The 22641-nt window shown below is 69.8% G+C and carries 18 protein-coding genes and 1 riboswitch; of the genes, 7 read left to right on the top strand and 11 right to left on the bottom strand.

From position 1 onward, the window contains the following. Positions 1 to 93: 93 nt before the first annotated feature. The 5 genes from WBG06_RS24570 to WBG06_RS24550 form a co-directional block, all read right to left on the bottom strand. Positions 94 to 3192 (bottom strand): glycosyl hydrolase, encoded by a 3099-nt coding sequence (locus tag WBG06_RS24570; RefSeq protein ID WP_336740134.1) that lies wholly within the window; start codon positions 3190 to 3192, stop codon positions 94 to 96. Between the two features lie 24 nt (positions 3193 to 3216). Further along, on the bottom strand, positions 3217 to 4686 hold the full coding sequence (locus tag WBG06_RS24565; protein WP_336740133.1) for a rhamnulokinase: 1470 nt from the start codon (positions 4684 to 4686) through the stop codon (positions 3217 to 3219). Between the two features lie 127 nt (positions 4687 to 4813). Beyond that, entirely contained in the window at positions 4814 to 6844 is a 2031-nt protein-coding gene (locus WBG06_RS24560; RefSeq protein WP_336740131.1) for a bifunctional aldolase/short-chain dehydrogenase, read from the bottom strand. A gap of 134 nt (positions 6845 to 6978) precedes the next feature. Continuing rightward, complete coding sequence (gene rhaI / locus WBG06_RS24555) at positions 6979 to 8148, bottom strand: L-rhamnose isomerase (RefSeq protein ID WP_336740130.1); 1170 nt, start codon at positions 8146 to 8148, stop codon at positions 6979 to 6981. Between the two features lie 257 nt (positions 8149 to 8405). Further along, positions 8406 to 8741, bottom strand: a complete 336-nt coding sequence (locus tag WBG06_RS24550; RefSeq protein WP_336740129.1) for an L-rhamnose mutarotase — start codon at positions 8739 to 8741, stop codon at positions 8406 to 8408. Between the two features lie 137 nt (positions 8742 to 8878). Here WBG06_RS24550 and WBG06_RS24545 point away from each other — a divergent pair, with 137 nt between their 5' ends. After that, on the top strand, positions 8879 to 9925 hold the full coding sequence (locus WBG06_RS24545; RefSeq protein WP_336740127.1) for a LacI family DNA-binding transcriptional regulator: 1047 nt from the start codon (positions 8879 to 8881) through the stop codon (positions 9923 to 9925). 153 nt (positions 9926 to 10078) lie between these two features. On the opposite strand, the gene rhaS is transcribed toward WBG06_RS24545, so the two are convergent. From rhaS to WBG06_RS24525, 4 genes are read right to left on the bottom strand one after another with little or no spacing between them, the layout of a single operon-like run. Further along, on the bottom strand, positions 10079 to 11110 hold the full coding sequence (rhaS, locus tag WBG06_RS24540; protein WP_336740126.1) for a rhamnose ABC transporter substrate-binding protein: 1032 nt from the start codon (positions 11108 to 11110) through the stop codon (positions 10079 to 10081). Positions 11111 to 11115: 5 nt separating this feature from the next. Continuing rightward, positions 11116 to 12189: an ABC transporter permease gene (locus WBG06_RS24535; protein WP_336740124.1), complete on the bottom strand. Its 1074-nt coding sequence runs from the start codon at positions 12187 to 12189 to the stop codon at positions 11116 to 11118. Further along, positions 12186 to 13229, bottom strand: coding sequence for an ABC transporter permease (locus WBG06_RS24530; protein ID WP_336740122.1), 1044 nt, complete (start codon positions 13227 to 13229; stop codon positions 12186 to 12188). Before WBG06_RS24530 ends, WBG06_RS24535 begins: the two co-directional genes overlap by 4 nt. Beyond that, positions 13226 to 14752: a sugar ABC transporter ATP-binding protein gene (locus WBG06_RS24525; protein ID WP_336740120.1), complete on the bottom strand. Its 1527-nt coding sequence runs from the start codon at positions 14750 to 14752 to the stop codon at positions 13226 to 13228. Before WBG06_RS24525 ends, WBG06_RS24530 begins: the two co-directional genes overlap by 4 nt. A gap of 178 nt (positions 14753 to 14930) precedes the next feature. Here WBG06_RS24525 and WBG06_RS24520 point away from each other — a divergent pair, with 178 nt between their 5' ends. The 6 genes from WBG06_RS24520 (at position 14931) to WBG06_RS24495 (ending at position 20673) form a co-directional block, all read left to right on the top strand. After that, on the top strand, positions 14931 to 15629 hold the full coding sequence (locus WBG06_RS24520; RefSeq protein ID WP_336740118.1) for an NAD(P)H-dependent oxidoreductase: 699 nt from the start codon (positions 14931 to 14933) through the stop codon (positions 15627 to 15629). Positions 15630 to 15658: 29 nt separating this feature from the next. Then, positions 15659 to 15845: riboswitch (cobalamin riboswitch) on the top strand. A 54-nt stretch (positions 15846 to 15899) separates the two neighbouring features. Then, the gene (locus WBG06_RS24515; protein WP_336740116.1) at positions 15900 to 16952 is read left to right on the top strand and encodes an ABC transporter substrate-binding protein; all 1053 of its coding nucleotides are present in this window, start codon (positions 15900 to 15902) and stop codon (positions 16950 to 16952) included. Positions 16953 to 17080: 128 nt separating this feature from the next. Then, complete coding sequence (locus WBG06_RS24510; RefSeq protein ID WP_336740114.1) at positions 17081 to 18070, top strand: FecCD family ABC transporter permease; 990 nt, start codon at positions 17081 to 17083, stop codon at positions 18068 to 18070. Next, positions 18067 to 18834: an ABC transporter ATP-binding protein gene (locus WBG06_RS24505; RefSeq protein WP_336740113.1), complete on the top strand. Its 768-nt coding sequence runs from the start codon at positions 18067 to 18069 to the stop codon at positions 18832 to 18834. The genes WBG06_RS24510 and WBG06_RS24505 overlap by 4 nt, the downstream gene beginning before the upstream one ends. A 109-nt stretch (positions 18835 to 18943) precedes the next feature. Beyond that, positions 18944 to 19159 (top strand): hypothetical protein, encoded by a 216-nt coding sequence (locus WBG06_RS24500; protein WP_336740112.1) that lies wholly within the window; start codon positions 18944 to 18946, stop codon positions 19157 to 19159. Then, on the top strand, positions 19156 to 20673 hold the full coding sequence (locus WBG06_RS24495) for an amino acid permease (RefSeq protein ID WP_336740110.1): 1518 nt from the start codon (positions 19156 to 19158) through the stop codon (positions 20671 to 20673). The genes WBG06_RS24500 and WBG06_RS24495 overlap by 4 nt, the downstream gene beginning before the upstream one ends. Positions 20674 to 20726: 53 nt before the next feature. On the opposite strand, the gene WBG06_RS24490 is transcribed toward WBG06_RS24495, so the two are convergent. Continuing rightward, on the bottom strand, positions 20727 to 21635 hold the full coding sequence (locus WBG06_RS24490; protein WP_336740108.1) for a S1C family serine protease: 909 nt from the start codon (positions 21633 to 21635) through the stop codon (positions 20727 to 20729). Positions 21636 to 21794: 159 nt separating this feature from the next. Further along, positions 21795 to 22619 (bottom strand): class II glutamine amidotransferase, encoded by an 825-nt coding sequence (locus tag WBG06_RS24485; RefSeq protein ID WP_336740106.1) that lies wholly within the window; start codon positions 22617 to 22619, stop codon positions 21795 to 21797. Positions 22620 to 22641: the final 22 nt, after the last annotated feature.

Here is a 22641-nt window from a genome sequence, read left to right as displayed (position 1 = left end):
ACTCCTGTCTCAGCATGACGACGGACATCACGACGGACATGACGACGGACATGACGGATGGGTGGTGGGCTCGCATCCGCGACGTCCTCGCGCTCATCCGGTCACCACCTTCTCGACGTAAGGCACCAGCCGCACGGGTCCGGCGAGCCCGTAGCTCTGTCTGGTCGCGACGCCGTAGACGGACGGGGTGACGGTGCGCAGCCGGTTGAGCAGCGTCGAGGCGACCTCGATCTCGATCGTGTTGGTGCCGGGCACCAGGGCGTGGCCCAGGTCGACGACCGGGTCCATCGGGTCGCACGGCGGCAACAGCGCGCCGTTGACGCGGACGCGGAAGGTGTCGTTGACCTCGCCGAGCTCGAGGAACGCGCCGTCGTCGGCGGTCCAGTCGTCACCGAGGTCGACGGTGGCGCGATAGCGGCCGATGCCGGAGACGTCCTCGAGGCCGGCGATCTTCGACCAGGCCTGCAGCGAGGCGAGGTCGTGGATGGTGCTCTCCTTGGTCGTCGCGAGGTCGGTCGGGTCGCCCGGCCTCGCGGGCTTCCAGTCCTCGACCTCGAGGCTCCACGACTGCGGCACGACGGGTGCGCGGACGCGGTCGACGACGACCGTGGCCGTCCTCCCGTCGGCCTTCTCGACCTCGAACGCGCCGGCCGTCGTGGTCCGCAGCGCGACGTTGGCGCCCCGCGCCACCACGGTCTGACCAGCGGTGGCGACGGGGAGTACGGAGCGGGCGACACCCGCGCCCGGGGCCGCGAGGGCGACCACGGTGGACTGGCCGGGCACGAGGTCGACGCGGACCCGTACGCGATCTCCGGCACGCTCGTAGCCGGCGATCCGGGTGACCTGCCCGGTCCACGCGTCCAGCAGCCACGGCACGGCGGCGCGGTCGGTGGCGGTCAGCCACACGTCCTGCTGCACCGGGTTGAGCCGCCGGTTCTCGGCGTGCCGGGCGTTGGCGAGGTAGTAGAGGTCGACCTTCCCGGCGACGCGCCGGACGTGCATGAGGGTGGAGTCGGCGTGCTCGACGTCGCGTACGACACCGAGCGCGGCCAGCGCGTTGCCGACCTCGGCCTCGGGCACCGTGCGAGTCGTCGGCAGTGCGCCGATCTGGGCCATCAGCGAGCGCACCTCGGCGGTCGCAGCGGCATCGTCGCGACCGGCCGCGGTCGCTTGCGTCCAGTCGCCGATGAGCACGATTGGCAGACCCTTGCGGCCGAGCGCGAGCAGCCGCTTCGCGCCGTCGAGCTCCATGGTGAACGCGTTGCTGCGCAGGTTGTCGGGGCCGACGACGACGGCCTTGTAAGCGGGGCCGTCCGGTGCCAGACGACCGTTCGCGACGTCGACCCCGTCGAGCGCGATCAACGAGGCGCTGACGAAGGAGTGCGACCAGCCGAGCTTGGTGCCGTTGTTGGTGATCCACTGCGGGCCGATGCCGGTGGAGGCCCAGCCCTTGTGGCGCCAGAACGCAACGTCGTACTTCGGAGCACCGGTCTGCAGGACCAGCTGGGTCCGGGCGAGGTAGGCGGCGATGCCGGGGATGTGCTGCCACTGCGGGGTGCGCGGTCCCCAGGCCTCGCCGAAGCCGATCGCGCCGTTGTAGTAGGGCGAGAAGGCCGCGAAGCCCGGCCAGGTGACCTCGGGCGCCTTCGCGTAGGGGAAGCCGTGGATCATCAGCTGGTTCACGCCGGCGACGAAGATGCTGTTGATCGTGAACAGCGCCTGGTTCTGGGCGGTCGGGCTGGTGCTGTCGGCGCCCCAGGTCGTGTTGTAGGCCGCGCCGTTGTAGCAGATCGCCTCGCAGGACAGGACCGTGTGGCCGGCGAGGTCGCGTCCGGCGGCCATCACCCGGTAGTCGTCCAGGTTCTTGAATCCCAGGGACTCGGTCTCCGGTACGTCGACCACGGCCGCGTGCTGCATGGTGTCGGTCTCGAGACCGTAGGGCTGGATCCGGATCCCCATACCGAGCGTCTTCGCGAACTCCTGCATCGGGCGCAGATGTTGGTCGCGGTAGAGGTCGGAGAGCACGATGTTGTAGTCGTCGCGGATCTCGTTGGTGCGCAGGTTGTCGGCGGCGGTGGGGTCGGCGGCCGCGATCGAGAACTGGTACTTCTCGTCCTTCTCCAGCACGAACGGCAGCCACGGCCGCAGGTCGTAGCCGTGCTTCGTCTCGAACTCGTCGAGGAGGTCGCGGGTCCAGATCGTCGCCTCGGTCTCGATCTCGAGGGAGTCCTCGAAGAGGTAGCCGCCCGCGGCACGGAGGAGGGTGCGCAGCTCGCCGTCGAGCACCCGTTCCTGCCACAGGTCGATGACCTTCTGGGCGCCGCGGCGGTTGAAGTGGTCGACCACGTAGGCCCGCGGCGAGGTGTGCGGGCCGGCCTCGGGCTCCTGGCCCGAGCCCCGCTGCCAGGTCGCCAGCACGACCCAGGTGGCACCGGCCGGCTCGGCCGGCGCGGTCCAGGTGAGGTGCTCACCCTCGACGCTCGCGCTGAGATCCTGGTAGGAGGCCGGGTCGAGGATCGTGCTGGTGATGTTGTTGTTGCGGTCGCGTACGTAGCCGGTGACGCGATGCGCCTGCACGGTCACCAGCTCCGCACGGGTCACCGACGACGCCGGCTCCACGACGGGCTCGGGAAGCGCTGCATCGTAGGACGACCCGGCACTGACGACCGCCTGACCGTGCACGAGCTCGGTGCAGGCGGCATCGTCATCGGGCGTGATCGTCGGGACCGCGGCCGGCCACGACGGGCCGACCGTCAGGTCCACGCGTACGTCCCGCTTCGCCGCCTGCGCGAGCGCGGCCTTGACGCCGGCCACCCACGGTGCGGTCCCCCACCCGTGGGTCGCGACGTCGATGTCGATGTCGCGGGCACGCAGGCTGTGGGTGACGTCGGCGACCTCGAGCACGCCGAAGCCGGCGTCGGCGACCTGGTCGACCTCTCGCGCGATCTCGACCGGGTCGACGAGCCCGTGCGGCCACCACCAACGGAAGCCCGCGGCGGTGGCGGTGCCCGGCTTGCGGAAGGCCTTGACGAAGGCGTCAGGGAGCCCGGTGGCGCCCGTTGCGGCCGTGGCCCCGGCGGGGGTCGCGGCGGCGGTCGCGGTGACGCCGGCGGCAGCGGTGCCGATGGTCGCGGCCGCGGTGCCGAAGAGCGCGCGGCGGCTGAGCCGGGCGGTGGAGAGGAAGTCGGTCATGGGGGGTGCCTTCGGGGAGCAGGGTCAGGAGATGCGGGCTTCTGCGGCGGCCCAGTCGAGGCCGTCGCGCGGCTCGAAGCGGCGTACGTCGTAGGAGCGGCGGACGAGATCTCGCATCGCGGTCAGGTCGGACAGGTCGGCCCCGAGAGCCCTGCCCTGGATCAGGACGTTGCCGAGCGCGGCCGCCTCGACCGGACCGGCGAGAACCGGCAGGCCGCAGGCGTCCGCGGTGACCTGGCAGAGCAGCTCGTTCTGAGAGCCGCCGCCGACGACGTGGACGACCTCGGGTGCGGTGCCCGCCAGGTCGGCGGCGGTGCGGACGTGGCGGCGGTAGGCGACCGCGAGGCTGTCGAGGATGCAGCGGGTGACCGCCGCCGGCGAGCGCGGGATCGCCTCGCCGGACTCCGCGGCCAGCGCGGCGATCCGCTCCGGCATCGGGTCGGCCGGGGTGCTCGGGAAGAGCAGCCGCGGGTCGTTGATGTCGACCACCGTACGCAGCGGCTCGAGCTCCGCCGCAGCCGCGAGCAGCGAGCGCAGCTCCGTGCCCTGGTGGCGCCGCTCGCTCCACGAGCGCAGCGACTCGGACAGGACCCACAGGCCCATCACGTTCTTGAGGAAGCGGATGGTGCCGTCGACGCCGACCTCGTTGGTGAAGTCGGCGAGCCGGGCCGCCTCGGTCAGCACCGGCTGGTCGAGCTCGAGACCGACCAGCGACCAGGTGCCCGAGGAGATGTAGGCGAAGTCGCGCGTCTCGGCGGGGACAGCGACCACCGCCGAGGCGGTGTCGTGCGAGCCGACCGCCACGACCGGCACATCCGACGAGGCGCCCAGCTCGCCGGCGACCTCGGGCAGCAGCGTACCGAGGAGGGAGCCCGGGTCCCGAAGGGGCGGGAGGATCCCTTCGGGGAGCCCGAGCTCCTGGCACAGGTCGACCGCCCAGGTGCCCTGGCGGACGTCGTAGAGCTGGGTGGTCGAGGCGTTGGTGCGCTCCGCGCCGATCGCACCGGTCAGCCAGTAGCCGAGCAGGTCCGGCAGCAGCAGCATCGTCTCCGCGGCGTCGAGGGCGGTGGTGCCTCGGGCCGCCACCAGCTGGTAGATCGTGTTGAACGGGAGCTGCTGGATGCCGGTGGTGCCGTAGAGCGTCGCCGCGCCGATCTGCGCGACGACCTTCTCGGCGATCCCCTCGACGCGGGCGTCGCGGTGGCTGAAGACCTGGCCGAGGAGCTGGCCGTCGTGGTCGAGCAGCCCGTGATCGATGGCCCAGGAGTCGATCCCAATGCCGTGCAGCGGCCCGGTCCGGGCGACCTCACGGATGCCGGTGAGCACCTCGCGATGGATGCCGAGCACGTCCCAGAAGAGCGAGCCGTGGACGCGTACCGCCGCATTGGGGAAGCGGTGCATCTCGTCGAGCTCGACCCGGTCGCCACTGATCCGGCCGGACATGACCCGGCCGGAGGTGGCACCCAGGTCGACCGCGGCGACGCGTACGGTCACGGGTTGCTCCTCGGGGTCGGCGGCGTCGGTTCGTCAAGGTATGCAGACCAACCTGCGCTTCCCACGGGGAGCTCCGCTTGGGAAGCATCGGGTCGGCTGCATACCTCGATGAACATGCGTGGCCCACTCATCGCAAGAAGGCGGCCGCGACGCCGGCGTCGACAGGGACGTGCAGCCCGGTGGTGTGCGTCAGGTCCGGGCCGCAGAGCACGAAGACGGCGTTGGCGATGTTCTCCGGGAGCACCTCGCGCTTGAGCAGGGTGCGCTGGGCGTAGAACTTGCCGAGCTCCTCCTCCTTGACCCCGTAGACCTCGGCGCGCTTGGCACCCCAGCCCCCGGCGAAGATGCCGGAGCCCTGGACCACGCCGTCGGGGTTGATCCCGTTGACCTTGATGCCGTGCTCGCCGAGCTCGGCCGCCAGCAGCCGGACCTGATGGGCCTGGTCGGCCTTCGCGGCACCGTAGGCCACGTTGTTCGGGCCGGCGAAGAGCGAGTTCTTCGAGGAGATGTAGACGATGTCGCCGCCCATCTCCTGCTCGATCAGCACCTTCGCGGCGGCCTTCGAGACCAGGAACGAGCCCTTGGCCATCACGTCGTGCTGGAGGTCCCAGTCGCGCTCGGTGGTCTCCAGCAGCGACTTCGACAGCGACAGGCCGGCGTTGTTGACGACCAGGTCGACGCCGCCGAAGGCGAGCACCGCGGCGTCGAACATCGCCTGCACGGCGGCCTCGTCGGAGACGTCGGCGGCGAGGCCGACGGCCACATCGCTGTTTCCGATCTCGGCGGCGGCGGCCTCGGCCTTGGCCAGGTCGAGGTCGGCGATCACGACGCAGGCGCCCTCGGCGGCGAGCCGCTTCGCGGTGGCCTTGCCGATGCCGGAGGCGGCGCCGGTGACCAGGGCGACCCTGGTCGCGAGCGGCTTGGGGGCCGGCATCCGCTGGAGCTTGGCCTCCTCCAGCGCCCAGTACTCGATCCGGAACTTCTCGGACTCGTCGATCGGGGCGTACGTCGAGAGCCCCTCGGCACCGCGCATCACGTTGATCGCGTTGACGTAGAACTCCCCCGCCACCCGGGCGGTCTGCTTGTTCTTGCCGAAGGAGAACATCCCGACGCCGGGGACCAGGACGATGAGCGGGTCCTTGCCGCGGATCGCGGGGCTGTTCGCGTCCTTGTGCCGGTCGTAATAGGCCTGGTAGTCCTCGCGGTAGGTCACCGCGAGCTCCTTCAGCCGGGCGACGCTCTCCTCGAGGGTCGCAGTGGCCGGGAGGTCGAGGACCAGCGGCTTGACCTTGGTGCGCAGGAAGTGGTCAGGGCACGACGTGCCGAGCTCGGCCAGACGGGGGTGAGCCTCGCGGGCGAGGAAGTCCAGGACCACCTCGGAGTCGTTGAAGTGGCCGACCATCGGCTGGTCCGCCGAGGCGATGCCCCGGATCGTGGGGGCCAGAGCAGCGGCCTTCGTACGCCGCTCCTCCTCCGGCAACGCCGCGTAGCCCTCGAGCGCGGGGCCGAACGGCTCGGCCTTGCTGTGCGCCTCGATGTAGGCGGCCGCGGTGTCGATGATCCACAGCGAGTTCTTCTCGGCCTCCGCGGACGTGTCGCCCCACGCGGTGATGCCGTGACCACCGAGGATGCAGCCGATCGCCTGCGGGTTCTTCGCCTTGATCTCGGCGATGTCGAGACCGAGCTGGAAGCCGGGGCGGCGCCACGGCACCCAGACGACCTGGTCGCCGAAGATCGTGGTGGTCAGCGCCTCGCCGTCGGCGGCCGTCGCGATCGCGATGCCGGAGTCGGGGTGGAGGTGGTCGACGTGCTTCGCGTCGACCAGGCCGTGCATCGCGGTGTCGATAGACGGCGCCGCACCGCCCTTGCCGTGCAGGCAGTAGTCGAACGCGGCGACCATCTCGTCCTCGCGCTCGACGCCCGGGTAGACGTCGACGAGCGCGCGCATCCGGTCGAGCCGGAGCACGGCGAGGCCGCTCTCCTTGAGGGTCCCGAGGTCGCCGCCGGAGCCCTTCACCCAGAGCAGCTCGACGTCCTGGCCGGTCACCGGGTCGGTCGCCGTGCCCTTGGCGGAGGTGTTGCCGCCGGCGTAGTTGGTGTTCTTCGGATCCGCGCCGAGACGGTTCGAGCGCGCGATCAGGTCTTCTGCAGTGGTCATTGCTTCCCTTGGTCTTGGTGTGGGGTCGCGTGGGAGCCGGGGCGCCGTTCGTCTAGGTATGCAGCCGAGCAGTCACCTCCCACGCGGAGTTCCGCATGGGGAGTGACGGCTGGTCTGCGTACCTTGACGAACATTCAGCTCCAGCCCGCCTGGGTGCCGCCGACTCGAGCGGCCTCGATCTGTTCCTGGTAGCCGCTGGCGAGGTAGGCGCGCATCGGGTCCGCGGGCAGGCCGCGGTCCTCACGCCACCCGCCGAGGTCGGCGCGTACGTCGGTGTAGAAGGCGTCCATGAAGATCTCGTTGGCCAGGAGTACGTCGCCGTCCTCCTGCGCCTGAGCGAGGGCCTCGGTATCGAGGAGGAGCGCCCGTGCGGACATCTCCTGGACATTGAGCACGGACCGGATCTGGCCCGGGATCTTCTTCTCGATGTTGTGGCACTGGTCGAGCATGAAGGCGACGCCGCCCTCATTCACCGGCTTGAAGCCACCGCCGCGGACCACCTCGGCGATGATCCGGAAGAGCTGGAACGGGTCGGCCGCACCGACGATCAGGTCGTCGTCGGCGTAGAAGCGGCTGTTGAAGTCGAAGGAGCCGAGCTTCCCGAGCCGCAGCAGCTGCATCACGATGAACTCGATGTTGGTGCCGGGCGCGTGGTGGCCGGTGTCGAGGCACACGACGGCCCGGTCACCGAGGGCGCTGACCTGGGCGAACGAGGTGCCCCAGTCGGGTACGTCGGTGTGGTAGAACGCCGGCTCGAAGAACTTGTACTCGAGCACGAGGCGCTGCTCCTCACCGAGGCGCTCGTAGATCGTGGCGAGGGACTCGGCGAGCCGGTCCTGGCGGCCGCGCATGTCGGCCTGGCCGGGGTAGTTCGACCCTTCGGCGAGCCAGATCTTCAGGTCGCGCGAGCCGGTCGCGTTCATCACCTCGATGCACTCGAAGTGGTGGTCGATCGCCTTCTGCCGGATCTTCGCGTCGGCGTGGGTGAGCGCGCCGAGCTTGTAGTCGTCGTCCTGGAAGGTGTTGGAGTTGATCGTGCCGAGCGCGATCCCCTGGTCCTCGGCGTAGCTGCGGAGCGCCGCGTAGTCGTCGACCCGGTCCCACGGGATGTGCAGCGCGACGCTCGGCGCCAGGCCGGTGAAGCGGTGGACGGTGGCCGCATCGGCGACCTTCTCCTCGGGGGTGCGCGGTGTGCCCGGGGTGCCGAAGACCTTGAACCGGGTCCCCGAGTTTCCGTAGGCCCACGAGGGGACCTCGATCTCGAGGGCGGCCAGGTCGCCCGAGATCTGGTCGAACGTCGTCATCGGAGAGCCTCTCTGTGTGCGGTTGAAAGGTTTCAAAGCGCGCATCCGACGTTAGTGGCGCACGTCACGTGCGTCAAGAGCAGCGCGAACTTCGTTCCGTTTCAGCGCTCACCGCGAGAGGTCAGTTTTCGACCGCGAGAAGTCAGTTCTTGGCCGCGAGAAGTCAGTTTTTGGCCGCAGCCCCATTCCGGCGTACAGAAATCGACGCCTCGAGGTCAGAAACTGACCTCTCGGCGTCGAGAACTGACTCCTCGGCGTCAGGGGGTGAGTTGGTCCTCGAGGTGGAAGACCTCTTCGAGGCGGAGAAAGCCCTCGTCGGGGGCGACGCCGTCGAGGTCCTCGAAGAACTCCGCCATCTCCGCCTGCCAGCGGGCGTTGACCTCGGTGGCCGCCATCCCGGCTCGAGCAGCCTCGATGGACGGGGTCTCGACGTAGCCGATGAGCAGGCCGTCGGGGCGGAGGAACAGCGAGTAGTTGTGCCAGCCGGTCTCTGCGAGCGCCCGGAGCATGTCGGGCCAGACCGCGGCGTGGCGCCGCTTGTATTCCTCGATGCGCTCGGGCTTGACCTGCAGCTGGAAGCAGACGCGCTCCATGACGACCTCCGATGAAACGATTTAGGCAACGACGCTAATGAGCATGTCCGACATCGGTCAATCCCGTTCGCGCGCTTCCTCGTCACAGCGCCGCCCACGGCCTATGCTGCGATTGAACGTTTCAGGAAGGAGCCCAGGTGGCGATCACCCCAGGTGCGGGCAACCCGCGCAGCGCCTCGGTCAAGGACGTCGCGGCCACCGCAGGCGTCTCCCTCGGCACGGTCTCCAACGTGCTCAACCGCCCCGACCGGGTCAGCCGGACGACACGTGAGCGGGTGGAGCGCGCGATGGCGGAACTCGGCTTCGTACGCAACGAGTCGGCGCGCTCCCTGCGCACCGGCAGCACCCAGTCGCTGGCCTACGTCATGCTCGACGCCGGGAACCCGTTCTTCACCGATGTGGCCCGTGGGATCGAGCTGGCCGCCGAGGAGGCCGGGCTCTCGCTGTTCCTGTGCAACAGCGACGGCCGCTCGGCCCGCGAGGGCGCCCACCTGGCCCACCTGCAGCAGCAGCGGGTCCAAGGCATCCTGATCACCCCGGTCGACCCCGACGACCCGCAGCTCGACCAGCTGATCGAGCGGGGCACACCGGTCGTCATCGTCGACCGCACCCGGGCCGGGTCGTCGTTCTGCTCCGTCGCCGTCGACGACGTCCTGGGCGGGCGGCTGGCCGTCGAGCATCTCGTCGACTCGGGCCACAAGCGGGTGGCGTACGTCGGGGGGCCGGAGTCCATCGGACAGGTCCGTGACCGCGGCGAGGGCGCCCGACAGGCCTGGGCCGAGGCCGGGCTCCCGCCCGAGGACCTGATCACGCTCTCCTGCGAGGCCCCGACGGTCGCCGCCGGCCGCGCGGCCGGCGAACGGCTGGTCGGACTGCCCGCCCGGCGCCGCCCCACGGCTGCGTTCTGCGCCAACGACCTGATTGCGCTCGGGCTGCTCCAGCAGACGATCTCCAGCGGGCGCACCGTGCCTGGCGATCTCGCCATCGTCGGCTATGACGACATCGAGTTCGCCGCCGCCGCGGCCGTTCCGCTCACCTCCGTACGCCAGCCCCGCCAGGACCTCGGCCGCCGCGCCGCCGAGCTGCTCCTCGACGAGGTCGGCGACCCCGGCCACCAGCACGAGCAGGTCCTGTTCACCCCTGAGCTCGTCGCGCGGGCCTCCACCCTCGGCCGCCGTTCCTGACAGTCCCCCGGCCCGTGCACCGCACGAGGAACGCCGCCGAGCTGTCGTCACAGCTCGGCGGCGAGGTCGGGTAACACGTCGTTCGGAGCACTATCCGGTCGTTATACAAGGCGAGTAGAACTACGAACAGCGTGTTACACGCGAACGGTGCGCTCAGAAGTCGAAGTCGTCGATGTTCGACTCGTCGAAGACCGTCGGCTCTCCCAGGACGATGACGCCGTCGGCGCCGACGGTGTACTCACCGAGCTCACCGGCCTCGAACGTGTCGCCTTCCTTGCCCTCGATGTCTCCGGAGGCGAGCGCGTCGGCAGCGAACGCGGACAGGTAGCCGAGCTGCTCGGGGTCCCACAGCGCGAAGGCCTTGACGGTGCCGTCCTTGACGTACTCCCGCATCTGGTTCGGGGTGCCGAGACCGGTCAGCGAGACCTTGCCCTTGTACTGCGAGTCGGAGAGGTATCGCGCGGCTGCGGCGATGCCGACCGTGGTGGGGCTGATGATGCCCTTGAGGTTCGGGTGGGACTGCAGCAGGCCGGCGGTCTTGTCGAAGGACGTCTGGTCGTCGTCGTTGCCGTAGACGGTGTCGACGAGCTTGATGTCGGGGTGGTTGGCAGCCAGCTCCTCCTCCATCAGCTTGATCCACTCGTTCTGGTTGGTGGCGTTGGCGGCCGCGGAGAGGATCGCGATCTCCCCCTTGTCGCCGATCTGCTCGGCGATCAGGTCGACCTGGCTCTTGGCGATGCCGGCGGCGTCGGCCTGGCTGACGAAGACGTCGCGGAACTGCGGCTCGGTGTCGGAGTCCATCGTGACGACCTTGGTGCCGGCGTTGCGAGCCTCCTCCAGGGCGTCGCCGATGGCGGTCGGGTCGTTGGCCGAGACGACCAGGGCGCCGGCGCGCTGCTGGGTCGCGGTGTTGATGAAGCTGACCTGGGAGTCGGGCGTCGACTCGGTCGGGCCGACCTGCTTCCACTCGGTGCCGATCTCCTCGGCGGCCTTCTTGCCGCCCGCGTCGGAGGCGTCGAAGTAGGGGTTGCCGAGGTTCTTCGGGATGAAGGTGATGCTGCTGGTGTCGCCGCCACCCTCTCCATCGCTGCCGCTGCCGCTCCCGCCACCGCAGGCGGACAGGGCGAGGCCGAGGGCCGCAACGATGGCGACGGCACTGCCGGCGCGTCGGAACTTGCTGGTCATGTCTCTCACTCCGATTTCTTTGAGTTCTTCGAGGATGGTTCGTCCGAGCTCAGTTGCCGGCGATAGGTGCCGACGATGCGACCGGTCCAGCCGAGGACGCTGGCCGCGATGACCGCTGCGATGAGAAGTACGCCGGTGATGATCTGGATGAGGTTGGCGCTGAGCCCGTCGAGGCGCAGCGCGCTGCCGATGGTCCCGATCAGGACGACGCCGGCGATGACCCCGGGGATCGCACCGCGGCCACCGAAGATGGACACCCCGCCGAGCAGCACGGCCGCGATGACCTGGAGCTCCAACCCGGTGGCGTTGTCGCCCCGCGCGCTGCCGTAGCGCAGCGTGAAGTAGATGCCCGCCAGCCCCGAGACCAGCCCGCTGAGCGTGAACAGGATCAGCTTCGTACGGTCGACGTTGACGCCCGAGAAGCGGGCCGCGTCCTTGCTGAGACCGGCGGCGAAGATGCCCCGGCCGAAGGGGGTGAAGTGCAGGATGACCGCGAAGACCACGATCAGCGCGACCAGCGGGATCGTCATCAGCGGGATCTGGGTGTCGCCGATCCGGGCCTGGACGGCGTCTCCCCAGGAGTCCGGCCAGTCCGTGATCGCGGTGGTGCCGAGCGCGCCGACCGCGATGCCGCGGAAGAGCGCCATCGTGCCGATCGTGACCGCCAGCGACGGCAGCCCGTAGCGCGTGACCAAGACGCCGTTGAACGCTCCGGCGACCGCGCACGCGAGCAGCGCGAGCACCATCGCAGCGACCATCGGCACGCCCTCGCGGTGCAGCACCCCGAACAGGACGCTGGAGAGCCCCACGACGCTCGCCACCGAGAGGTCGATCTCGCCGGTGATGATGATCAGCGTCATCGGCAGCGCGATCAGCAGGATCGGCGTGATGTCCAGGACCAGGAAGTAGACCGTGATCGGGTCGGAGAAGTTGAGGATCGCGATCGAGGCGTACGTCCACACCACCACGAGCAGGGCGACAATCGCCGCGTCCCTGGTCATCAGGGTGCGTTGCCACCACGGCTTGGCGTGTGCTGCGTACGTCCGGGCCGGTGCCTTCTCGGAGAGCAGAGCACTCATGAATCTTCCCTCTCTGCGAGGAGCTTGTCGTGCTGGCGGCGGGCGAAGTAGCGGTCCAGGACGATCGCGCCGATGATCAGCGCACCGACGACGGCCTGCTGCCAGAAGTCGGGGATGCCCAGGACCGGGAGCGCCCGGTTGATGGTGGTGAGGAGGTAGGCCCCCAGGGCCGCCCCGAGGACGGTTCCGCTGCCGCCGAAGATGGCCACGCCACCGACGACGGCTGCGCCGACGGCCTCGAGCTCGATGCCCTGGCCGACTCCGGAGCTGATGGTGCCGTAACGGGAGACGTACAGGATCCCGGCGAGTCCAGCGAGCGCGCCCGAGGTCGCGAACGCCTGCAGGACCCGGCGCTTGTCCCGCAGCCCGTAGAGAGTGGCCGCGTCGGGGTCGGAGCCGATCGCGTAGAACTCGCGGCCGACCCGGGTGGAGCGCATCAGGTAGATCGCGACGGCGAGCAGCGCGAACGAGATCCAGGCGAGGTTCGGGATGAACAGGAAGGATCCGGTGCCGAAGTCGAGCAGCCCGGGCGGGATGTCGGAGGCGTTGATCCGGTCGCTGCCGGCCCACTCGAGCATGATGCCGCGGTAGATGTAGAGCGTGCCGAGGGTGATGACCAGCGCCGGCACCTTGGCGAAGGCGACCAGCACCCCGTTGACCAGCCCGAGCAGGGCGCCCGCGGCAACGGCGATCAGGACGACGACGAGCACCGGAAGCCCGGTGTCGAGGAAGAGCCGGCCGGAAAGGTACGCCGTCAGCCCGAGCGTCGAGCCGACGCTGAGGTCGACGTTGCGGGTGACGATCACCATCGCCTGGCCGATGGCCAGGCAGACGAGGATCGCGGGGGTCAGGGTGAGATCGCGCCAACCGTCCGTGCTGAACAGGAAGTTGGGGTTCACCGCCGTGGTCACCACCAGCAGCGCGATGAAGGCGACGGCGATGCCGGTCTCACGCTGCTTGAGGAGCCAGGTCAGCCGGCTGGTGGCTCGGTGGCGTGGCTGCGGCGCGGCCGGGGCGGGCGCGTCGAGCGTGGTGGTCATGATGCCTCGCTGACGTTCAGAGTGGTGGAGTGGTGGGCCGTCGCCGCGCGCATGACGGCCTCAGGGGTCGCGTCCTCGCGGCTCAGCTCGGCCGTCTGGTGGCCCTCGCTGAGGACGATCACCCGGTCGGCCATCCCGAGCACCTCAGGGAGCTCGGAGGAGATCATCAGGATCGCGAGACCCTCCTGTGCCAGGGTCGAGAGCAGCCGGTGGACCTCGGACTTGGTGCCGACGTCGATGCCTCGGGTGGGCTCGTCGATGATCAGCACCTTGGGCCGGGTCGAGAGCCACTTGGCCAGGACGACCTTCTGCTGGTTGCCGCCCGAGAGGGTGCCCGCCAGGGTGTCGAGCGTCGCGGCCTTGACCTCGAGCCGGGCTGCCCAGTCGGCGGCCGAGCGGTTCTCGATGCCGGTGCTGATCAGGCCGGTGCGTGCCAGCCGGCGGCTGGTCGGCAGGGTGATGTTGCGTGAGATCGGTGCGTCCAGGACGAGACCGTGCTGGCGACGGTCCTCGGGCACGAATGCCAGACCCATCTCGATCGCCCGTCTCGGGTCACCCGGCGGGACCGGCTGCCCGTCGAGGGTGACCTCGCCGCTCTCGTAGGGGTCGACCCCGAAGATCGCTTGCGCGACCTCGCTGCGTCCGGCGCCGACGAGGCCGGCCAAGCCGACGATCTCGCCCTCATGGACGGTGAGGCTGATGTCGTGGAACAGGCCGGTGCGGGTGAGACCCCTGACCTCGAGCAACGGCTTGCCGACGGTCGCCTCGAGCTTCGGGTAGAGGTCGGAGACCTCTCGTCCGACCAGGCGCTGGACGATCTCGTCCTCGGTGACCTCGGAGATGGGGTCGGTGGAGATGTAGGCGCCGTCACGCATCACCGTGATCGTGTCGCACAGCGCGAACACCTCGTCGAAGCGGTGCGAGATGAAGACGACGGCGCAGCCCTGGTCGCGCAGCGTGCGCGCCACGGCCATCAGCCGGTCGACCTCGTTGCCGGACAGGGCCGCGGTCGGCTCGTCCATGATCAGGACCTTGGCGTCGAGAGAGAGCGCCTTGGCGATCTCGATCAGCTGCTGGTCGGCGATCGAGAGGCCCTCGGTCGGGCGGTCGGGCTCGATCGGCACGCCGAGCCTGGCGAACAGCTCGACGACCTCGGTGCGCATCGCGGCGCGGTCGATCCGGCCCCAGCGGTTGGTCGGCTGGCGTCCCATGAAGATGTTCTCGGTGACCGAGAGATCGGGGAAGAGGGTCGGCTCCTGGTAGATGACCGCGACGCCGGCCTGCTTGGCGTCGGCGGTGTTGCGGAAGTCGACCTGCTCCCCGGCGAGCAGGTAGTCGCCCGAGTCGCGGCGGTAGAGCCCGGCGACGATCTTGACCAGGGTCGACTTCCCGGCCCCGTTCTCCCCCACGAGCGCGTGGATGGAACCGGCCTCGACCCGGAGACTTCCGGACCGGAGGGCGCGTACGGGGCCGAAGGACTTGGCCACGTCCCGCAGCTCCAGTGCGGCGGGTGTGTCCAGCATGGGCAGCTCCTCGAATTGAAAGGTTTCAAGCCTGGTTTACGCTAGTGATGGCAATCACATACGTCAACACTCTTCGGCCGCTAATTTGAGCGAGGTTCGGACTTTGTCGTCAGAACGGGTCGAGGCCCACGGGCCTCCAGGTGGGAATCGGACCGCGCCAGACCGCGTTCAGAGACCCATGCACGCACTCTGGGTATGGGCACATCCGAACGCGTCGTCGCTCAACGGGCGGCTGCAGGAGATCGGCCGGAACGCTCTCGTCGCGGGCGGTTGGACCGTCGATGAGATCGACCTCTATCGAGAAGGTTTCAATCCCCTTCTGGTGGAACGGGGCGAGGCAGACGTACGCCACCACCAGGACCGCCTGCGGGAGGCCGATCTACTGGTCGTGCAGTTCCCGCTGTGGTGGTACTCGGTGCCGGCGATCCTCAAGGGCTGGATCGACCGGGTCTTCGAGTCGGGGTTCGCCTTCGACGTACCGGATCCGGAGACCGGCAAGCCGCTCAAGTACGGCAAGGGCGGCCTGGTCGGCAAACGCGCCCTGACCGTCGTCACCGCCGGGGACCGGGCCGCGACCCTCGGCCCACGCGGGATCAGCGGTCACATCGAGGACGTGCTGTGGCCGCTGCTGCACGGCACCTTCTGGTACACCGGCATGGACGCGCTGCGCCCGCACCTGATCACCGACGCCGACACCGTGGACCCCGAGGCCATGGCGCGGATCGAGGCCGATCTGCGCGTACGTCTCGAAGGCGTGATGACCGAACCGCGGATCGCCTATCGACCGATGGTCGACGAGCAGTACGACCACACGATCAGGCTCCACGACTCGGTCGCGCCCGGGCAGGACGGGCTCAGCGCTCACCGCGAGCGCTGAGGGCGTTCGCACGGGCGCGTGGGCGCGCCTGCTACGGTCGTCGGGCCAGCCGCTCGGGACGTAGTCCCGGCACGGGAACCCGGTGAGAGTCCGGGACTGACGCGCAGCGGTGTGGGTGACGGACGGGACACTGTGCCACTGGGCTCTCGGGCCTGGGAAGGCGTCTCGCGCCGGTCGATCCCGAGTCCGAAGACCTGCTGGCCCTGCAGCAGACCGCTGCCGGTCAGCACGGGCGACGCGCACCAGCCCGCGACCCGCCCGAGGACCGACGTGCACCTGTCCCGCCCCACCCGAACGACCCTGGCCCGATCGATCGCCGCGACCACCGTCCTGGTGCTCGGCTCCGCGTCGACCGGCTGCGCCGCGGACCAGCCCGCCGACGCGCAGCAGGCCGCCGCTGACACCGCCGGGTTCCCGCTCACACTGACCAACTGCGGCCGGGAGATCACGCTCGAGGCACCGCCCGAGCGGGCGGTCTCGCTCAACCAGGGCTCCACCGAGATCCTGCTCTCGCTCGGTCTCGCCGAGCGGATGGCCGGCACCGCGGTGTGGACCGACCCGGTGCTCGACGAGCTCGCCGCGGACAACGAGCGGGTTCCCCGGCTCGCCGACAACTGGCCTTCCTACGAGCGCGTCCTGCAGGCCGAGCCGGACTTCGTCACCGCCTCCTTCATCAGCACCCTGGGCGACGGCGGGGTGACCACACCCGAGGACCTGGAGAAGCTCGGCGTCGGCTCCTACCTCTCCCCCGCCGAGTGCCTCAAGGACAACGAGGGCGACGACGACGGCACCCGCGTCGACGCCCTCGAGATCGAGACGATCTACCAGGAGATCACCGAGCTCGCGAGGATCTTCGGGGTCCCCGAGCGCGGCGAGAAGCTGGTCGCCGACCTGAGCCAGCGGCTGGAGACCGCCCGGGCGAAGGCGCCTGCGCGCGAGGTGAGCGCGATGTACTGGTTCGCCAGCTCCGAGTCGCCCTACCTGGCCGGCTGCTGCGGCGGCCCCGGGATCATCAGCCGCGCCCTCGGCATGGAGAACGTCTTCGACGACACCACCGACGAGTGGCCGCAGATCAACTGGGAGACCGTCGCCGAACGCAACCCCGACGTCATCGTGCTGGGCGACCTGACCCGCAAGAACCAGACCGCCGAGACGGCGCGCGCCAAGATCGAGTACCTGAAGAGCAACCCGGTCACCGCCAAGATGGACGCGGTCCGCAACGACCGCTTCGTGACCGTCTCCGGCGCTGAGCTCAACCCTTCGATCCGCACCGTCTACGCGGTCGAGAACGTCGCCTCGCAGCTCGCCGACCTCGGCCTATGAGATCGAGCCGTCACCCCTGCCTGCCGAGGCGTCACCCCGGTCGGCCGACATGGCACGTACGTGACGCCTCGGCCGACCTGCCTGACGCCTCGGCCGACGTACGTGACGCCTCGGCTATCAGGAGACGCGTGCTGCTGGCCCTGGCTCCGCTGGTGGTGCTGGCCTCGGTCGCCGGCGCGATCACCGTCGGCCCCTCCGACCTCAGCATCGCCGACGTCTACGGGGTCGTGGCCGACCGCGCCGGGCTGGGTTCCTCCGACCTCACCCTGCTCCAGCAGAGCATCGTGTGGGACCTGCGGCTGCCACGTACGCTGCTGGCGGGGATCTGCGGTGCCGGCCTCGCCATCTGCGGGGTGATCCTGCAGTCGCTGCTGCGCAACCCGCTCGCCGACCCGTTCGTGCTCGGCATCTCCTCGGGCGCCTCCACCGGCGCCGTCTCGATCGTGGTGCTCGGCGTCGGATCGGGTGCGATCGGCCTCTCCACCGGGGCGTTCGTGGGTGCGCTCGTCTCGTTCGCGCTGGTGCTGCTGCTCGCCTCGCTCGCGGGCGGCACCACCGACCGGCTCGTCCTGGCCGGCATCGCCGCCACCCAGCTGTTCTCGGCCCTCACCTCGTTCATCGTGTTCACCGCGGCCGACGCGGAGCAGACGCGTGGGGTGCTCTTCTGGCTGCTCGGGTCGCTCTCCTCGGCGAGCTGGACCGACGTGCTCGTCTGCGGGGTGATCGTGCTCGGCGGGCTGCTCTGCTGCATCGCGGGGGCCGGGTGGCTGGACGCCTTCGCGTTCGGGAACGACGCGGCCGCCTCGCTCGGCGTCGACGTCGCGCGCATCCGCATCGTGCTGCTGGTGCTGACCGCGCTGATGACGGCCGTGATCGTCTCCACCTCCGGGGCGATCGGGTTCGTCGGTCTGGTCCTTCCCCATCTGGCCCGCGCGCTGGTCGGGGTCGGCCACCGGCTGCTGCTCCCGGCCACGGCGCTGCTCGGCGCGATCTTCCTGATCTGGGTCGACACCGCGGCCCGGACGGTGATCGACCCCGAGGAGCTCCCGGTCGGGGTGGCGACCGCGCTGATCGGGGTGCCAGCGTTCGCGCTGGTGCTGATGAGGGCGCGTCGATGAGCGAGCTGGATGCGTGGCGGGTGCGGTGGGCGCCCCGGGGAAGGCTCGTCGTCGACGACGTGTCCCTCCAGGTCGAGGACGGCGCGACCGTCGGGCTGCTCGGACCCAACGGCTCCGGGAAGTCCTCGCTGATCCGGATCCTGGCGGGCCTTCGGCCTCCGGACTCCGGCGACGTCCTGCTCGACGGCAGCCCGCTCGCGGGCATGTCCCGACGGCGGCTCGCACGTCGCCTGGCCGTCGTCGAGCAGGAGCCGGCGACCAGCCAGGACCTCCGCGTACGCGACGTCGTCGCCCTCGGCCGGGTCCCCCATCGTCCGCCCTGGGGGCCCGACAGCGCCCGCGACCGAGCCGTCGTCGAGGAGGCGGCTGCCCATGCCGGGATCGCCGACCGTCTCGAGCAGCGTTTCGCGACCCTGTCGGGCGGCGAGCGGCAACGTACGCAGATCGCTCGAGCACTCGCCCAGGAACCCGAGATCCTGCTCCTGGACGAGCCGACGAACCACCTCGACGTACGCCATCAGCTGGCCCTGCTGGCCCTGGTCCGCCGGATGCCCACGACCTGCCTCGTCGCCTTGCACGACCTCAACCTCGCCGCCACCTACTGCGACCAGGTCTTCGTGCTCTCCGAGGGCCGCGTCGTGGCCGGCGGACCACCCGCGCAGGTGCTGACCGAGTCCCTGATCGCCGAGGTCTACGGCGTACGCGCCCGGGTGCATCACGACGACGGCGTCGTCATCCGTTTCCTGGGACCTGCCGCCACCTAGTCCTGGAAACGCCGGGCAAACCTTCGATAACCGCCGCAAGCCGAACCATGGGCTCTAATGGGCGCAAGGACGGGGCCATCGGAGGTCCTGCACGGGGGAGGTGAGCTCAGTGTCTGGGGATCCGTACAAGCCGCGGACACCGATCATCGGCATGGTGATGGTGTTCCTTGCGCTCGCGATCGTCGGGGTGACGGCCTATCTGCATCTCGGCTGGTGGTCGCTGATCGGCTATGCGGCCGCAGCGGTCATCGCGGTCACCGGCGGGTGGATGTTGTTCAAGGACGTGCCCGAGCCGCCGCACTCCGGACCGGGAGCGGGCCGATGAGCGACACCGACGACCAGATCACCAGTCAGACCAGCGGCCTGACAGATGAGGACGAGGGCTACCACAAGAGCCTGAGCCCCCGGCAGCTGCAGATGATCGCCATCGGCGGCGCCATCGGCACCGGCCTGTTCCTGGGGGCCGGTGGACGTCTGCACGAGGCCGGGCCGGGGCTGTTCCTCGTCTACGCCTTCTGCGGCGTGTTCGTCTTCCTCATCCTGCGAGCGCTCGGCGAGCTCGTGCTCCACCGGCCGTCGTCGGGTTCGTTCGTCTCCTACGCTCGTGAGTTCATGGGCGAGCCGGCCGCGTTCGCCGCCGGCTGGATGTACTTCCTGAACTGGGCGATGACCTCGATCGTCGACGTCACCGCGATCGCGACGTACATGCACTTCTGGGGCACGTTCGAGGTCATCCCGCAGTGGGTGATCGCGCTGATCGCCCTCGCGGTCGTGCTGTCGATGAACCTGATCTCGGTGAAGCTCTTCGGCGAGCTCGAGTTCTGGGCGGCCCTGATCAAGGTGGTCGCCCTGATCGGGTTCCTCGTGCTGGGGACGATCGTGCTCGCCCGCGGCGAGGGCCTCAATGGCCAGGAGACCGGGATCGGCATGATCATCGACAACGGCGGGCTCTTCCCCGTCGGGGTGCTCCCGCTGGTCATCGTCGTCTCCGGCGTCGTCTTCGCGTACGCCGCGGTCGAGCTCGTCGGCACGGCCGCTGGCGAGACCGCCGAGCCCGCGAAGATCATGCCCCGCGCGATCAACTCCGTGATCGCCCGGATCGCGGTGTTCTACGTCGGCTCGCTGGTGCTGCTGGCTCTGCTGCTGCCCTACACGGCCTACCAGGCCGACGAGAGCCCGTTCGTGACGTTCTTCGACGAGCTCGGGATCGCGAACTCCGGCACGATCATGAACCTCGTGGTGCTGACCGCGGCGCTCTCCTCGCTCAACGCCGGTCTCTACTCCACCGGCCGCATCCTGCGGTCGATGGCGATGAGCGGGAGTGCGCCGAGCTTCACCGCGCGGATGTCGCGGAACGGCGTGCCGTACGGCGGGATCCTGCTCACCGGCGTGATCACGCTCTTCGGCGTCGGCCTCAACGCGATCGTCCCGGGGCAGGCGTTCGAGATCGTGCTGAACATGTCGGCTCTCGGCATCATCGCGTCCTGGGCGACCATCGTGCTCTGCCAGATCCTGCTCTACCGACAGTGGAAGAAGGGCCTGATGTACCGGCCTGATTTCCGGCTGTGGGGCTCGCCGTGGACCGGGTACGCGACGCTGGTGTTCCTCGCCTCGGTGCTCGTCCTGATGGGCTTCGACTACCCGATCGGGACCTGGACCGTCGCGACCCTGGTCATCATCGTTCCGGCGCTGATGATCGGCTGGCGGCTCGTCCGTGACCGTGTCCAGCAGATCGCGCTCGAACGCGAGGGCTACACCGGCGCGATCCCGATCCGGGCCGAACGCCCGATCTCCGACGAGACGCACGGTCGGGACGAGGACGACGGACCGCAGGCCTGACAACCCTGCTCGACCCGTCCTCGATGGGCTGGGACGGGTCGAGCAAGTGGGGGTCAGGCGGCCTGGCCCGCGCCGGAGGTCCCGGCGAGGATCTGGGCGGCGATGTCGAGCACGGTGTCGATCGGGATGGCATAGCCGGAGATGTCGGCCGAGTCGGCGGTCGCGGCGACGTTCATGCCGATGACCTCACCGTCCTCGTCGAGCAGTGCTCCGCCCGAGTCGCCGGAGACGACGTCGGCGTCGGTCTCGATCAGGTCCCGGAGCCCGGAGGCGCTCCCGTCCTCGTTGTTGACGGTGATCGCGGTGCTCGGGTCGGTGACCGTGCCGTCGGCAGCGGAGAGCCAGCCCTGGCCGGCGGCGTTGCCGACGGCCGTGACCTCGTCGCCGCGGTCGAGGGACCCGCGGTCGGTCGCGACCGTCGCCAGACCCGACGCGCCCGCGAGCTGCAGCACCGCCACGTCGTGGACGTCGTCGTAGCCGAGGACCACAGCGTCGTACGTCTCCCCCGAGCTCGGGTCCGTCACCGCGATCGAGGTGGCGCCGTCGACGACGTGGTGGTTGGTCACCACGATGCCGTCGTCGGTGAGCGTCAGACCCGTGCCGGCGCCGCGGGCGGTGCCGTAGTCGAGCGCGGTGTTGATCAGCATGACGCCTCGCGCCTCGGAGGCGGTGGCCGGCTCGGAGTCGACCGTCGGGGTGCCGAGGTCCTGCTGGTAGGGATCTACGGACCCACCGTCGGCAGCGCCGCCGTAGCCGTAGCCACCGCTGGTCTCGCCGCGGTAGCCGTCGCCTCCGAAGGTCTCGACCTGGCCATGGGAGAACCCGCCCCCGTGCTCGGCGGCGTAGGACGTGATGCCGCCGACCGCCGCCACCGCGAGGCCGGTCGTGACGACCGAGACCGCGACGAGCGGGACTGCCAGGACGGCGACGAGTGACCGGTTGGTGCGAGGTGAGCGGGACATCGGGTCCTCCTTGAGGCGGTTGATGCCTCAAGGTTCCGCCCGGTCCCTGTGTGGTTCCTGTGAGCCAGGCACGGACTGGCTGGGAATGTCCTGCGGGGAGGGGGCTCGGAATGAAACGGTGCCCGATGGGGTACTGCGCGGGGCATGGCCCCGTCGATGTCAGCCGCCTGCTCGGGTCGCGTCGGCACCGAGCCGCGCGATCGGATCCAGTCTGGTGACCTCGTGGGTGCTCAGGTCGACCATCACCGCGGTATCGGCAGGCACCGGCGTCCAGCCGGGCTGATCGAGACCGCTGGAGACGATCTCGAGACCGTGGTCGGTCCTGCGGTAGTCCATCGCGAAGTACTCCGTGGTGTGGCGCGGCGGGATGTCGCCCTCGTCGTCGAAGAGCTCGCGCAGCGCGCGCAGCGGCGAGTCGGCGCGCGAGTTGATGTGGATCGCGAACATGTGCGTCCGGGTGAGCATCAGCGCGTTCAGGCTGCATCGCGGGAACTTCCGGACCAGCGTCGCCAGGGCTTGGGTGACCCCCTCGGCCTCGTCGCCGTACTCCTCCACGTTCTGGTGGACGAAGTGGAAGTAGCGCTCGCTGTCGGTGTCACCCCGCAGCCGCGACCGCGACTCCGGCGTCAGCAGCGCCTCGAGGTCGGCGATCGGCGAGATGTGGCCGTTGTGGGCGAACGCCGCGCCGTCGGTCAGGAACGGGTGGGTGTTCTCCGGACGTACGTCGATCCCACCCGTCGCCCAGCGCAGATGCACGAACCCGGCGTGGGAGAGCGGAGTCTCGGCGAGCCTGCGGTAGGTCGCGTCCACGTCGGCCGAGCGCGGCGAGCTCGTCGTGCAGGTGCCGTCCGGCGTGTGCCAGGCCATCCCCCACCCGTCGGAATGCACGGCGGTCAGCGAGGTGAACGCATCCAGGCCCTCCTCTCCCAGCAGGTCGGCAACGGCACAAGGGGACTCGGTCACGTATCCGAACAGTCGACACATCGTCGAGCTACTCCTTCCAGAG

This window comes from Nocardioides sp. CCNWLW239 (genome assembly GCF_037137035.1).
Lineage (GTDB): Bacteria > Actinomycetota > Actinomycetes > Propionibacteriales > Nocardioidaceae > Nocardioides.
This window is presented reverse-complemented; position numbering and strand designations above follow the sequence as displayed.

Excerpts from the sequence above, each read along its gene's own strand:
- rhaS (WP_336740126.1), bottom strand. The coding sequence starts at position 11,110 with ATGACCAGCAAGTTCCGACGCGCCGGCAGTGCCGTCGCCATCGTTGCG.
- WBG06_RS24570 (WP_336740134.1), bottom strand. The coding sequence starts at position 3,192 with ATGACCGACTTCCTCTCCACCGCCCGGCTCAGCCGCCGCGCGCTCTTC.
- WBG06_RS24490 (WP_336740108.1), bottom strand. The coding sequence starts at position 21,635 with ATGTCCCGCTCACCTCGCACCAACCGGTCACTCGTCGCCGTCCTGGCA.
- WBG06_RS24525 (WP_336740120.1), bottom strand. The coding sequence starts at position 14,752 with ATGCTGGACACACCCGCCGCACTGGAGCTGCGGGACGTGGCCAAGTCC.
- WBG06_RS24550 (WP_336740129.1), bottom strand. The coding sequence starts at position 8,741 with ATGGAGCGCGTCTGCTTCCAGCTGCAGGTCAAGCCCGAGCGCATCGAG.
- WBG06_RS24485 (WP_336740106.1), bottom strand. The coding sequence starts at position 22,619 with ATGTGTCGACTGTTCGGATACGTGACCGAGTCCCCTTGTGCCGTTGCC.
- WBG06_RS24505 (WP_336740113.1), top strand. The coding sequence starts at position 18,067 with ATGAGCGAGCTGGATGCGTGGCGGGTGCGGTGGGCGCCCCGGGGAAGG.
- WBG06_RS24560 (WP_336740131.1), bottom strand. The coding sequence starts at position 6,844 with ATGACCACTGCAGAAGACCTGATCGCGCGCTCGAACCGTCTCGGCGCG.
- WBG06_RS24495 (WP_336740110.1), top strand. The coding sequence starts at position 19,156 with ATGAGCGACACCGACGACCAGATCACCAGTCAGACCAGCGGCCTGACA.
- WBG06_RS24520 (WP_336740118.1), top strand. The coding sequence starts at position 14,931 with ATGCACGCACTCTGGGTATGGGCACATCCGAACGCGTCGTCGCTCAAC.
- WBG06_RS24535 (WP_336740124.1), bottom strand. The coding sequence starts at position 12,189 with ATGAGTGCTCTGCTCTCCGAGAAGGCACCGGCCCGGACGTACGCAGCA.
- WBG06_RS24530 (WP_336740122.1), bottom strand. The coding sequence starts at position 13,229 with ATGACCACCACGCTCGACGCGCCCGCCCCGGCCGCGCCGCAGCCACGC.
- rhaI (WP_336740130.1), bottom strand. The coding sequence starts at position 8,148 with ATGACGACGTTCGACCAGATCTCGGGCGACCTGGCCGCCCTCGAGATC.